Source organism: Xenorhabdus eapokensis (genome assembly GCF_001908105.1).
Genome location: NZ_MKGQ01000019.1, coordinates 59,355 through 72,854 on the forward strand (window position 1 = coordinate 59,355; position 13,500 = coordinate 72,854).

11 protein-coding genes are annotated in these 13,500 nt (G+C 35.1%); all 11 read left to right on the forward strand.

Annotated elements, in window-relative coordinates; translation table 11 throughout:
- Nucleotides 1–51 precede the first annotated feature (51 nt).
- Nucleotides 52–1,440, forward strand: coding sequence for an O-unit flippase-like protein (gene wzx, locus Xedl_RS13080; protein ID WP_074024284.1), 1,389 nt, complete (start codon nt 52–54; stop codon nt 1,438–1,440).
- A complete protein-coding gene (locus tag Xedl_RS13085) occupies nt 1,430–2,470 on the forward strand; it encodes a glycosyltransferase family 2 protein (RefSeq protein ID WP_074024286.1) in 1,041 nt (346 codons plus the stop codon). Before wzx ends, Xedl_RS13085 begins: the two co-directional genes overlap by 11 nt.
- A gap of 53 nt (nt 2,471–2,523) precedes the next feature.
- Complete coding sequence (locus tag Xedl_RS13090) at nt 2,524–3,594, forward strand: glycosyltransferase (protein WP_074024288.1); 1,071 nt, start codon at nt 2,524–2,526, stop codon at nt 3,592–3,594.
- 342 nt (nt 3,595–3,936) lie between these two features.
- A protein-coding gene (locus tag Xedl_RS23700; RefSeq protein WP_244149714.1) for an IS1 family transposase occupies nt 3,937–4,610 on the forward strand; the annotation gives its coding sequence in 2 pieces (ribosomal slippage) (nt 3,937–4,395 and nt 4,398–4,610; 672 coding nt in all).
- A 1,058-nt stretch (nt 4,611–5,668) separates the two neighbouring features.
- On the forward strand, nt 5,669–6,538 hold the full coding sequence (locus tag Xedl_RS13105; RefSeq protein WP_143187435.1) for a hypothetical protein: 870 nt from the start codon (nt 5,669–5,671) through the stop codon (nt 6,536–6,538).
- Nucleotides 6,528–7,592 (forward strand): glycosyltransferase family 4 protein, encoded by a 1,065-nt coding sequence (locus Xedl_RS13110; RefSeq protein ID WP_074024290.1) that lies wholly within the window; start codon nt 6,528–6,530, stop codon nt 7,590–7,592. Before Xedl_RS13105 ends, Xedl_RS13110 begins: the two co-directional genes overlap by 11 nt.
- Nucleotides 7,589–8,506, forward strand: a complete 918-nt coding sequence (locus Xedl_RS13115) for a glycosyltransferase family 2 protein (RefSeq protein ID WP_074024291.1) — start codon at nt 7,589–7,591, stop codon at nt 8,504–8,506. The genes Xedl_RS13110 and Xedl_RS13115 overlap by 4 nt, the downstream gene beginning before the upstream one ends.
- A 21-nt stretch (nt 8,507–8,527) precedes the next feature.
- Complete coding sequence (locus Xedl_RS13120; RefSeq protein WP_074024292.1) at nt 8,528–9,961, forward strand: mannose-1-phosphate guanylyltransferase/mannose-6-phosphate isomerase; 1,434 nt, start codon at nt 8,528–8,530, stop codon at nt 9,959–9,961.
- Complete coding sequence (locus Xedl_RS13125) at nt 9,954–11,387, forward strand: phosphomannomutase (protein WP_074024293.1); 1,434 nt, start codon at nt 9,954–9,956, stop codon at nt 11,385–11,387. The genes Xedl_RS13120 and Xedl_RS13125 overlap by 8 nt, the downstream gene beginning before the upstream one ends.
- A 74-nt stretch (nt 11,388–11,461) precedes the next feature.
- Nucleotides 11,462–12,934, forward strand: a complete 1,473-nt coding sequence (gene wbaP / locus Xedl_RS13130; RefSeq protein WP_083600334.1) for an undecaprenyl-phosphate galactose phosphotransferase WbaP — start codon at nt 11,462–11,464, stop codon at nt 12,932–12,934.
- A 381-nt stretch (nt 12,935–13,315) separates the two neighbouring features.
- Nucleotides 13,316–13,432, forward strand: a complete 117-nt coding sequence (locus tag Xedl_RS39330; RefSeq protein WP_425274589.1) for an IS1 family transposase — start codon at nt 13,316–13,318, stop codon at nt 13,430–13,432.
- Nucleotides 13,433–13,500 lie beyond the last annotated feature (68 nt).

The following is a 13,500-nucleotide window of genomic DNA, read 5'->3' on the forward strand; positions in this document are numbered from 1 at the left end:
ACATGCTTTCCTCACCCATTTGAAATATTCACACTCAATAAGTGATACAATGTGAAAAAAATTGATATTATATGGGGCTATCTTGCGCAGCTATTAAATATTGGCTCTGGTATTATTCTCCTACCTATTTTAGTTATAACACTTACACCAGAGGATCTTGGGTTTTGGTACATATTTACATCAATATATGGATTAGCTCAATTACTTGAATTCGGATTCCAACCTACGATAGCCAGACAAGCATCTTATGTATATAATGGCGCAAAAAATTTGACAAAGACAGGTTTACCTAAAATGGATAAGACCTGTCATGTTGATCAAAAGCTACTCATAGATTTAATTTTTTCGTCTAGAAAAATATATAAAATAATATCATTAGGTGTATCAATAATTCTTGTTTTTGGTGGAGGTTTTTATCTTTATTCACTAACTTATAATGCAGATAGACTAGATATTTATATTAGCTGGTTTATTTATGCATTGAGTGGAATTATTATCTTTTATTTCGGTTATTACAATGCTCTTTTACAAGGACGAGGTGATATAACAGAAGTTAATAAAATTATAGCTATCAGTCGATTATGCATGGCCATCTTAGCTATAATACTTTTACTATCTAATTTTGGGTTATACGCCATGGCTATTTCTAACTTAACATCTTGTATTTTAAATCGGTTTCTAGCCAATAGAGCTTTTTACGCAAAAGAATCCACTGAAATAAAAAAAGCAAAAGCTAATAATGATCTTACTTTGATATTGTGGGGTAGTTCTTGGCGTTTAGGTTGTGTCCAGCTTGGAGCGTTTCTTATTCAGCGAGGAAGTATTTTTATTGTCACTTATTTTTGGGGAGTCTCTGCTACAGCAAGTTATGGTTTAACAATACAAATATTCATGTTATTAAGTTCACTAAGTTCATTAGTGTTCCAAATTCAATTACCAAAAATGAATACACTGCAAGCTCATGGAATGAAAGAACAATTAAGATATATATATTCATCTGCCATGATAATTTCTTTATGTTTATTTATTCTCGGTTCTATATTATTAGTATTAATAGGCCCTTTCTTCTTAAGTTTTATTGGCTCTAATGCTAATCTTATTGAGAAGCAATGGCTCATCCTACTTTCTTTTTTTATGTTGCTAGAACTTAATCATTCACTTAGTGCGACATATTTGACAACTTTAAACGAAATACCATTTTTAAATGCATCTCTATATTCTGGGGTCGCTGTTGTATTAGTAGGCTTTTTTATTTGTTACGGTGGTTGGTTTGGTTTAGGGGGAGTTATTCTGGGACAAGGAATAGTACAATTGACTTTTAACAATTGGTATTGGTCATTAAAAGTAAACAAATTATTAGGTATTAACTATATATGGATGCTTAAGTATGGAATTAAAAGAGTTATTTATATACTAAAGGAAAAGACTAATGAGCATTAAAAGTTTCTTTGAGGTTAATGTAAATATTCCATCAAGTCTGATCATTGATGGATGCCCAGACTTATTTCCTGAAATATCAATCATGATACCAACTTTCAATCGTCCAGAATTGTTAGATGAAGCTATCCAATCAGCTATAAATCAGAAAGTTGATTTTAATATTTCTTTTGAAGTTGTTGTTGTTGATAACTGCTCCAACCCCGAGTATACAAATGATATTGATAGAGTTGTTAAGAAATATATCCCTGGAAATATTAGACTATTTAGAAATAAAAAAAACATCGGAATGTATGGAAATTGGAATCGATGTATAGAATTAGCTCGAGGACGCTTTCTTTCTATTTTAAATGATGACGATATATTGCATCTAGCATTTTTGCAATCATGCTATCAAAATAGCCTTAATAATTCCTCAATGATTAGTGTAGCCCATGTTACTTTCTCTAGAGTAACTAATATTAAATGGCGTGAGAGTGAGAGTGAATTTGAGCCGTTAAAAATAGCTGATTTTTTGGCATTTAATCCGATATTTGGAAGCTTGGGAATGTTGATGAGAAGAGACTTAGCCATAGAAATTGGTGGTTATAATCTCGATAAGTGGCCTACATCAGATTATTATTTTAATTTTGAGTATTTCAAACGTTTTGGCATAAAAAAAACAAAGGCTGTGTTAGCTGGTTATAGATATCTGGCAAATGAAAGTTTAAAAAAAGAAACTCTTCACGGTTTTTTAAATAATGACGTAAAGTTCAGATGTTCTATAGCTAATCTTTATTTACACTCAAACTTCCAAAAGAAAATTTTTAATTTTTTAAATAAATGTTGTATAGCTAGTTCTGCTGTTCGTTATAAAAAATTAAATAAAGAATTTGATTGCATTGCGGCTTACAATAAATACGATATTGGCCTATTTTTTAAAGTATTTTTTTCTTTACCACTCGTTACCCCGTTCTTTGATAGAGCAAGATGTTTTTTCTGGAGTTTAGTAATTAATATAGGTTCTAAAAAAATTAAAAGGTCCAACACTTGAAATCTATGAAATATTTTATCTTCCCTTCAGTTTTCTATGGAGGGCATGAAGTTATGGCTATTAAAATAATTAAAAAAATTGTAGAGATATATGATATTAACATAGTTTCTTATGTACATATAAAAAATATAAAACTCATTGATGAATTAAGAAAAAATGGCCTTTCATATGAGCTATTCAATATAAAACATTCTAGATTTGGAACAATTAGTCATTTCTTTAAGTTAAAAGACGCTATAACAATTATCTCGATTTTAAATAAAATACAGGAAAGAAATGCTAGCATTATTCTTATTCAAGGTAGTATTGAGTTAGGTGCGAACTTTATCTTTTGGGGAGCTATTTTAAAATCTAATATTAAATCTTATATTCCTTTTGCACATAGTGCAAAAAGGTTAGGGTTAAAATATTATTTTCTCCGTGAGGCGATCAATAAAATATATTACAGATTGTGTCGTGATTATATTACTATTTCAGAGTGTTTTAAGAAACAAATTAATATCTACAATAGTAATGCACAAATTGATGTATTTAAAAACTTTCTAGAACAAGACAGGAAGGAGGCTATTGAAATTTATAACAATAAAGAAATTAAGAACACATATTCTGACAAGCAAATAATTAATTTTTATGTGGTGGGAAGGATCGTTTTTTCCCATAAAGGACAAGATATTGCATTAGAGGCTTTTTCTAATTACATTAAAGAAAATAATAGTGTAATAGATATGCATTTACACTATGTTGGAGATGGACCTGACCTTGAAGATCTGATTAAATTATCTCAAAAAAATCCTGTATTACAAAAGAAAGTTCATTTTCATGGATGGTGTGACAAATGGTGGGAATTAAAAAACCAGCCTGATTTACTAATAATACCCTCTTTATTTGAAGGAGTGCCTTTAGTTATGCTAGAAGCAATCAATAAAAAAATTCCGATTATTGCATCAGCTGTAGATGGAATGTTAGATTATTTGAATGAAAAATCTTTATTTATACCAAACAATAGCCACCAGATATGTTCTCTAATGCTGAAATTTACTAACGAGGCATCCTTCAGAATAAAATGTGTTGACTATAAAGTGAAAAACGTGTCACCCTTGGATAAACTAGAAGTATTCTTTTAGTTATGAAAATGCTAAATATTGACTCTGATGCTGTAGTAATATCTTTATTTTCGTTGTTGTGGTTTTTAATATACTTATTTACTTCGTTGGCACGAAATGAATGTAGTTAATTTATTACCCCTTGCATTACTAAGTATTTTTACTATTTATTATATTTTTGAATTAATTAGTGTATACCCGTCGTCATTGAAGATGTTTGATTTTTCATTTGAATCAGATCATGATCGCGCCCATGAAAATTCATCTGACAGATGCCCAAAAAGAGGCCATACTCCCAATGATTAGATATTGTGATAAACTCCCTGCTTTTTATTATGGGGGGGATATGGCTAAAGTTGAGAGGTGGTTTGTCGTTACTGTCATAAAACAGAAGAGGTTAAAGGGCATGGAAAAGGGCGTACTGGTCATCCCCGCTATCACTGCTATGCCTGCCGTAAAACCTTTCAACTGAACTATACCTATCAAGCCTGTAATCCTGGTGTAAAAGAGCAGGTTATTGATATAGCAATGAATAACACGGATGCCCGTAATACCACCCGTGTACTGAAGATAGAGATTAACACCGTCATTCGCACGTTAAAAAACTCACCCAAAAAATGTGACCGCCTTCCCCTTGAGGGAAATGAAATCCAGCTTATTTGTGAAGTTGATGAACAATGGTCATTTGTGAGTAGTAAGAAAAATCAACGCTGGCTCTGGTATGCTTGGGAGCCTCGCCTCAAGCGAATAGTAGCGCATGTTTTTGGTGATCGCAGTATGGCGACTTTACGCAAATTCCTTGAGTTATTATCACCATTTAATATGTCAGGTTTTACTGTACGGATGATTATTCACCTTACAACCTACTCCCTGAAGAAAAACATTATACCCAACGTATAGAAAGAATCAATTTGATATTCCGTACACGTTTAAAAAGACTGAATCGAAGGACTATTGTCTATTCCAAATCAAAGGAAATACACGATAAGGTGATAGGGAGTTTCATCGAACGTGAATACTATTTCTTTATAGGGTGATCTAACTATTGGAATCATGACCTATTTGGACGTCTAACATCTCAAGGAAAAAGCATGAAAGCCCCTGCTATCACTGGCCTGAATTACGTCGCTTACCAAATGCTTTAATTGATTTTTTTAATGGCGTAAATTGAATCAATTGGAGGTGATAATATCTTTACGAGAGGGAATGACAGAAGAAGAGAACACCATTCCCCATTGTTACATTAGTTCAGCTAATATTAATGCTGAACAACAAACTAAAACAGTCATCGGTAGATATATCGAGAATAAGACAAACTGTACTAGAAACTGGATGTGAAAATGCAAAGAAGACGAGTGTTATATCCGAGCAGATTTGTTTTCACATATTCGTTATGTTGCGGTAAATTTCCTGAATAATACAACAATGTTTAAGGGCAGATTATAACGGAAACAAAAAAACCTCGCTATCTGTCTAATGGCCCTACACAGGGCTCGAGTACACTATCTTAATGGCCTTTTAAAGATGATTGTTTTTCAAAAATTAAGTTTTACAATATTTATGTCGAGTGAAATGTAGTTATAAAAACAATTTTTTAACCTTTTTTAGTAAATCATAGGGTTAAAGAATAATATTTACATTTTAAGGATAAATATTAATCAAAGTATGCTCGCGCCCTGTGACCTTACAACATAGATATTTCGTAATCTTTCCCTAGAAAATATCCATTTTATTAATAGTACAAGGTTCATTAATGTATATTGTCCCTATTTTATTCTTTTTATCTTTTGTTTTTTCAATAGTTAACTTCTCTCTTGATGGAATGTCAATTTATTTTTATATGTTCATTCCTTTTATTGACATTAATTATTTAAAATGGATTATTTCATTAAAAATAAAAAAAAACATGCTAATATATTCGTGTACTTTAGTCTTAATTACATTGTCAGTGTCGATTAACTCTGGCAGTTTATATTATTTCATCAAACCCACACTGTTATTTTTCTCTGTAGCTTATATTGTTTATCTGTATATCTATCGTTACTCTGCTTTCAAGTTTGTATATTATTTCACGACTATCAGTGTGATTTTCGCTGTGGCGCAATTCATTCTATCATATATAGGTGACAGTACAGTTATTGAGCCACCATTTATTGCTGATACACTGTGGGGAAAATATGCCATCCAATCTAGAGGTGGATTTGATGATGGTGTCTTATTTCAATATAGAGTTGCAGGCTTAAGTAAAGAACCTGGTTTTTTTTCTTCCTTTCTAATATGTATTTTTTTAGTCTACTTATATGATGTTAGAATAAAATCCAAAACTCTTTTGTTATTTTTTATGATTGGCATTATACTTTCTCTTTCTAAAATAACTATAGCTTTTGGGATTATAGTGCCAATTGTTTATTTATTTGATAAATATGTAATCAAGTTGGACAAAATAAATCTGTTAGTTGGAGCTTTAATTTATAGCTTGCTCTGCGTGTGTATCGTCTATGTTTTGTATAATACATATGATTTTATTAGCAAAACGTATACAAATCCATGGCTTGCAGAAACGTATCTTCACAGAAGTATTGGTTATTATGTGTTGACGTCTTTATTTGAACCTTCAGTTATTTCATCTTTTATTTGGGGGGGGATTACGGAACATTTAAATGAAGTTATAAAAGAATTTCCTTTCTTAGCTAACTTACGATTTGTTAATATTAAACCAGAGATTGTTTTCTTTAGTTCTGGCGGTGCATATATTATCTTACAATACAGTTTTTTATTTTATGTGATTTTTATTTTATTTTTACGATTTCTAGGTGTTGGCTTTTATTCATTTATGATTTTTTCTCTTTTTTCTGCCAACGTAAATTATTTTGCCTATGAAAATTGGATTATTCTTGGCTATATTTTTATGTTTATCTGCTCTTCAAGTAAGAAAGTTAATAAAGGAATTCTGCATGGTTATTAATTTGGCGCGTGTAGGCCGTGAAGGTACAGGTCTGTGGCAATATACTTTGAAATTTATTAAAGCTATGTCAAATCTGCAAAAAGTTAATGGAATCATCTGTGCTAAGTCACAGGAGCGATTCTTTATTAGCCTTGGGGTCCCAATGATTATTGTGCCGGATATGGTATCAAATACATCAAAAATATCACGGGTACGTCCTATTCTTTGGCTACTATATACTCCATACCTAGCTTTACGTGTTTATATGAAATTTGGTTTGTGTAAAGTTGTATCTACAACTCACCACAATATACCATTTCTTAGAAGACAAATTATTACTATACACGATTTGCGCCCATATACTTATCCTGATAGTTTTCTTCAAAGAATTTATTTTAGATATATATTACCAATTTTGGTAAAACGTTGCCATCATATATTAACTGTGTCAAATACAGTTAAGAAACAGATATCACTATCTTATAATGTTTCTGAAGAATCTATTTCTGTCATTTATAATTCTATTGAACTTGCAGATTTTAAACCTGCGTCCAAAAAAGGGGATTATTTATTAGCTGTTGGTACGAGTTGGCCTCATAAAAATATTCATTCGTTATTAGCAGTTAGTGAAGTCTGGTGTGAAAAATATAGCCTCATTATCGTTTGCGGAAGAACTAACTATGCAGCACACCTTAGAGAATTAGTTGAACAGCTTTCTTTAAATGAGAAAGTCGTTATTTTACATGATGCCAACTTTAAAAATTTGTGTTCGTTATATACTCACGCCAGTGCATTAATTTACCCCTCACTAGACGAAGGATTCGGTATTCCTCCTATTGAAGCTATGGCTAGCCATACTCCTGTCATCGTATCAAATATACCAGTTTTTCATGAAGTACTTGGCGATTCAGCTATATATGTTAATCCTAATGATAAGAACAGTTGGATATCTGCATTTGAATCTTTACAAGAACCTAAATCATGGATTGATAAAGGGATAGTAAAAGCATCTTATTATGATTCCCATTTAATGACAAAAATGGTGAGTAATTGGTTGGAGAAAATGGAAAAATGAAAGTAACTTTAATTTTACCAACTTACCAAGCTGGCAAAATATGGCATAACTGGTATTCAGCTTTCAAGTCACAAAAAACGTGTGATGTTTCAATTGTAATGATAGATTCAAGCTCCCATGACGATACTGTGCAGACATCTCGTCAAGAGGGTATTAAACCCCATATTATTTCTACATCTGATTTTAATCACGGAGGCACCAGAAACTTGGGAGTTCGTTTAGCTTCTGATGCTGAAGTCATCGTGTTTTTAACTCAAGATGCTATTCTAAATACTCATGATTCATTGGATAAAATACTTTTATGTTTTAAAGATCCTTCTGTTGCTGCTGTCTGTGGACGCCAACTACCCCATTTAGATGCGAACCCTATTGCTACACATGCACGTCTTTTTAATTATCCAGATAAAAGTTACATCAAATCATCAAAAGATATCCCGATATTGGGATTAAAAACTGCGTTTATGTCAAACTCATTTGCGGCTTATCGTCGAGATATTTTTGAAAAATTAGGCGGGTTCCCAGAAAATACAATTCTGGCCGAAGATATGTATTTAGCTGCAAAAATGATTTTAGCTGGCTATAAAGTTTCGTATTGTGCAGAGGCAACTGTCAGACACTCTCATAATTATAGCCCGTGGGAAGAATTTCGTCGTTATTTCGATACAGGCGTCTTCCATGCCTGTGAACCGTGGGTTCAACAACAGTTTGGGGGAGCTTCGTGTGAGGGAATGAAGTTTGTAAAATCAGAACTGAAATATTTATGGCATCATGCTCCTTTATGGATTCCAAGATCTTTATTAACAACGGGCTGTAAACTGATTGGCTATAAGCTTGGGAAGAATTACCGTATCCTCCCCAAAAAATGGCTACCTAAATTTAGTATGTATAAAAGTTATTGGTTGCAGCAAAAATAATTCGCTTTTAAGGATAAAAAGATGACTATCTTGCCCATCATCATGGCCGGTGGTTCCGGCAGTCGGTTATGGCCTCTTTCCCGCGAGTTATACCCAAAACAATTTCTTAAACTCGATGGTGAATTCACTATGTTGCAGACAACTGTGCAACGTTTGAATGAGCTATCAACAGAATCTCCTTTAGTTATTTGTAACGAAGAACATCGTTTTTTAGTCGCCGAACAGCTACGACACCTAGGCAAACTAGAGCACAACATTATCCTCGAGCCGTTAGGACGCAATACAGCTCCAGCAATTGCCTTAGCAGCACTTACCGCTCTTCAAACCATAGACAATGATGAAGATCCTCTGTTATTAGTCTTGGCAGCAGATCACGTGATTCGAGATGAAAAAACCTTTACACAGGTAGTACAGCAAGCAATTCCTCATGCAACTGCAGGAAAACTCGTTACTTTTGGTATAGTGCCAACTCATGCAGAAACTGGATATGGCTATATTCAGCGTGGAGCCGAACATAAAGGTGCCTTTTCAGTAGCACAATTTGTTGAAAAACCAGATACTATTACCGCAGAACAGTATTTACAAAGTGGTGAATATTACTGGAACAGTGGTATGTTTCTGTTTCGCGCCAGTCGCTTTCTGCAAGAACTTAAAACATTCCGCCCCGATATTTATTCAGCTTGTGTTGCTGCTGTAGGAACTGTCAATCCCGATCTCGATTTTGTCCGGGTAGATAAGTCAGCATTTCTCTCCTGTCCAAGTGAATCAATTGATTATGCAGTAATGGAAAACACAACTGATGCAGTTGTCGTTCCCCTGTCGGCTGGCTGGTCTGATGTCGGTTCATGGTCTTCTTTGTGGGATATATCGAAAAAAGACGACGATGGTAATGTATTTAAAGGTGATGTCCTACAGTACAACAGCAACGGTAATTATGTCTATTCTGAAAACAGCCTTGTCAGTCTCGTCGGTGTAAAAAACCTTGTTGTAGTTCAGACTAAAGATGCTGTGTTGGTTGTAGATCAAACTCAGGTTCAAGATGTCAAAAAAATTGTCGAAAATCTGAAACGATCTGGTCGTTCAGAACATCGTTTTCATCGGGAGATTTATCGCCCTTGGGGAAAATACGATTCCATAGATAAAGGGAAACGATATCAAGTTAAGCGAATTACCGTAAGACCAGGTGAAAGCTTATCTACCCAAATGCATCACCACCGTGCCGAACATTGGATTGTTGTGGCAGGAACAGCGCGGGTAACTCAAGGAAATAACTCCTATTTGGTTACCGAGAATGAATCTACCTATATACCAGTAGGTGTAGTCCATACACTGGAAAATCCAGGTAAGGTTCCACTGGAGGTAATAGAAATCCAATCAGGCACTTACCTTGGAGATGATGATATTGTTCGTCTCAATGATCGTTATGGCAGAGTAGAAATAGAAGAAAATGAATAATAAGAAACTAAATAGCCAAGAAGTTATTGCTGGTAGTGGTATCGCGTTTGGTACCAGTGGCGCCCGTGGCTTGGTCATTGATTTCACTCCAGATGTCTGTTCAGCTTTTACCCATGCTTTTGTATCAGTGATGCAAAAACAATATGACATTTCTCAAATTGCATTGGCTATCGATAACCGACCTAGTAGCCCTGATATGGCAATGGCTTGTGCAACAGCACTTCGTCAAATAGGGATTAAACCCATTTATTATGGTGTAGTACCAACTCCAGCGCTTGCCTATAAGTCGATGCAAGATGGCATGCCATGTATTATGATTACTGGCAGTCATATTCCCTTTGACCGTAATGGTCTCAAATTTTATCGGCCTGATGGGGAAATTTCAAAGGAAGACGAAGAAGCTATCTTATCTGCCGAGGTTATTTTTGAACCTTTGACTGAGATGATACAACTAACTGTCTTATCAGATGCCGCAGAAGCCTATATAAATCGTTACCTCTCTCTGTTTTCCGAAAGCTTGCTAGCAGGAAAACGTATAGGTATCTACGAACATTCCAGTGCTGGACGTGATCTTTATGCTCTTCTCTTCAGCTCATTAGGCGCTGAAGTCATTTCACTTGAGCGTACTGACGAATTCGTTCCTATCGATACGGAAGCTGTTGCGGAAGAAGATAGAATTAAAGCCAAAAATTGGTCTAATGAATTTAACCTAGACTGTATTTTTTCAACGGATGGTGACGGTGATCGCCCTTTGCTGGCTGATGAACATGGAGAATGGTTAAGGGGTGACATAGTAGGATTATTGTGTGCTGATGCTTTAGGGATAGAGGCTTTGGCAATCCCAGTAAACTGCAATAGTGCCGTACAAAGCTGTGGTCGTTTTACCAATATTGCCTTAACTAAAATTGGTTCTCCCTATGTGATTGCCGAATTTAAGTCACTTTCAAACCAATTTAAACGTATTGCTGGTTTTGAAGCTAATGGCGGATTCTTGCTCGGCAGTAATATTAATGTAGCAGGAAGAATATTAGCTACCCTTCCTACCCGCGATGCGCTTTTACCAGCACTTATGATATTAAGTGTAAGCAAAGATAAGGGAATTTCTTCGCTAGTAAACGCCCTTCCTCCACGTTACACGTATTCTGACAGGCTTAAAGAGTTTCCTACAGCGTTAAGTCAGGTCATTTTAAATCAGGGGATTCAAGTCCCAGAAAAATTACTAGCTTTATTGGGATTCAATGATTGTCAAATCATTCATATCGACCTTACTGATGGTTTAAGAATGACCCTTGATAACAATATTATTGTCCATCTACGCCCATCAGGTAATGCACCAGAACTACGTTGTTACTCTGAAGCTGACACTTTATGTAAAGCAAAAGAAGTTGTCACAACCTGCCTAAGTGCACTCGCAACTCAAAGATAATTATATCATACACGGCAGAGAACTTAGTTCGGCACTCTGCCGAATACTATTTTGAATTTAGGTAAATATACTATATGGCTTCGACAGAAATGCTCCGGAACTCAAACAGCAATCAATCCGGATATGAAAACTATTCAGCGTCTGTTAACCGTTTCTCTTTGATGGCAAGCGATTTTCTGGCTATGGCAGGTGCCTTTGTTCTTTCTTGGTGGATTGAAAGTAATCGCACCAATGTTCCATTTTCCCTCGTCTTTAAAAGTGGATCAGATATCGCCAGAGCTTGGAGTTTTCTGACCATAGCCGTAATTATGCTTCTCTGGTCCTGGGGCCATTTACGACATTATACTTATCGTAAGCCATTCTGGAATGAACTGAAAGAAACCTTATTGATGCTCATTGGACTAGCTGTCGCCGATTTAGCAATAGTAGCTATTTCTAAATGGAATTTCTCTCGACATCAGTGGGCTATGTTTTGGTTGATTATTATGTTTACTCTGCCATTTTGTCGGTGGCTAACTAAGCTATTATTAATTAAGTTTAAATATTGGAATATGCCGACAATTATCATCGGTAGTGGGAATAACGCTCGTGATGCTTATTTAGCTATTTGCAGCGAGCGGTTACTTGGTTTTGGGGTTATAGGCTTTGTTGCACCAGATAATAATTGTGCAATTAGCCCAGAGAAAACTCTCCCATTTTTTCATCTCACTCCTGAACAATTACTTGGAAAATTCCAGCAACACAAGATTTTTATAGCCCTTGAATATGAGCAGAATCAGTTGCAAGACGAATGGTTACGCTACCTCTCTGCTCATAATATTCGTAATGTATCGGTGATCCCAACATTACGTGGGGTTCCACTCTATGGCACAGATATGTCCCATTTTTTTAGTTATGAGCTATTGATGCTGAGGGTAAAAAATAAACTCGCTAAAAGATCATCAAGTATTCTTAAACGTAGTTTCGACATTGTTGTTTCTTCACTTTTATTGATACTTCTTTCCCCTCTGTTCTTTTTTATTGGTTGGAAAGTTTCTCGTGATGGAGCATCTCCTTTCTACGGCCATGAACGTATAGGACAAGGAGGGCACAAGTTTAAGTGCTTAAAGTTTCGCTCTATGATTATAAACTCCAAAGAAGTACTGGAAAATCTACTTAAAACAGATAAAAACGCTATGGAGGAATGGAAAAAAGACTTCAAACTCAAGAATGATCCGAGAATCACACCTATTGGTCATTTTCTACGTAAAACCAGTCTTGATGAACTTCCACAACTCATTAATGTGTTAAAAGGAGAGATGAGTCTTGTTGGTCCAAGACCTATTGTTGAAGAAGAACTAGAACGTTATGGAGATGACAAATCGTATTATCTCATGGCTAAACCAGGTATGACAGGGCTATGGCAGGTGAGTGGGCGTAACGATGTTGACTATGCAACTCGTGTATATCTTGATAGCTGGTATGTAAAAAATTGGACACTCTGGAACGATATCGCTATTTTGTTTAAAACAGTCAACGTAGTACTAAAACGAGATGGCGCCTATTAGGACTATAACCTCCTTGTTTTTGCAACACTGATTTTGGAGTTATTTTTGATTTTCTTAGCTCCATCAGAATCAATATATAACATAATCAAAATATTATGGCATAATATCTACCTTCCAATGATAAGGCAGAGTAGTCGATGAGTTATGCCTTGTCGTCTAGGGTTTAGGTATTATGTCATATTAATATGATTTGGCTATAATCACCCTGTTAATATACCGTTGCTAGGGTGAGGGCGGCCATTTCATTAAACTCAGCCCTAAAGCCACTTCTCCTTGTACCGAAGTGATTGTCTGCTGTGAAATGGATGAGCAGTAGTCGTACGTGAAGTCAAAGAACAAACCCGTTGGCGCTTTTATGCTTACGACAGGATAAGACTAAAAGTGATCGTCCACGTTTTTGGCCCAAAAACAAAAAAGACGTTGATGCGGCTAATGGCTTTACTGATTCCTTTCAATATTGTTATTTATAACGCGATGCTCAACTTTAACATCCTATAACATTGGCTTGTTGAAGCCAGTCGCGTTGACTTTTACCTTGTTGAAAATTGGCAAAAATACCCAACGTG

Coding starts and splice junctions, on each gene's coding strand:
- Xedl_RS13085 (WP_074024286.1), top strand. CDS start 1,430: ATGAGCATTAAAAGTTTCTTTGAGGTTAATGTAAATATTCCATCAAGT.
- Xedl_RS13090 (WP_074024288.1), top strand. CDS start 2,524: ATGGCTATTAAAATAATTAAAAAAATTGTAGAGATATATGATATTAAC.
- Xedl_RS13110 (WP_074024290.1), top strand. CDS start 6,528: ATGGTTATTAATTTGGCGCGTGTAGGCCGTGAAGGTACAGGTCTGTGG.
- Xedl_RS13115 (WP_074024291.1), top strand. CDS start 7,589: ATGAAAGTAACTTTAATTTTACCAACTTACCAAGCTGGCAAAATATGG.
- Xedl_RS13120 (WP_074024292.1), top strand. CDS start 8,528: ATGACTATCTTGCCCATCATCATGGCCGGTGGTTCCGGCAGTCGGTTA.
- Xedl_RS13125 (WP_074024293.1), top strand. CDS start 9,954: ATGAATAATAAGAAACTAAATAGCCAAGAAGTTATTGCTGGTAGTGGT.
- wbaP (WP_083600334.1), top strand. CDS start 11,462: ATGGCTTCGACAGAAATGCTCCGGAACTCAAACAGCAATCAATCCGGA.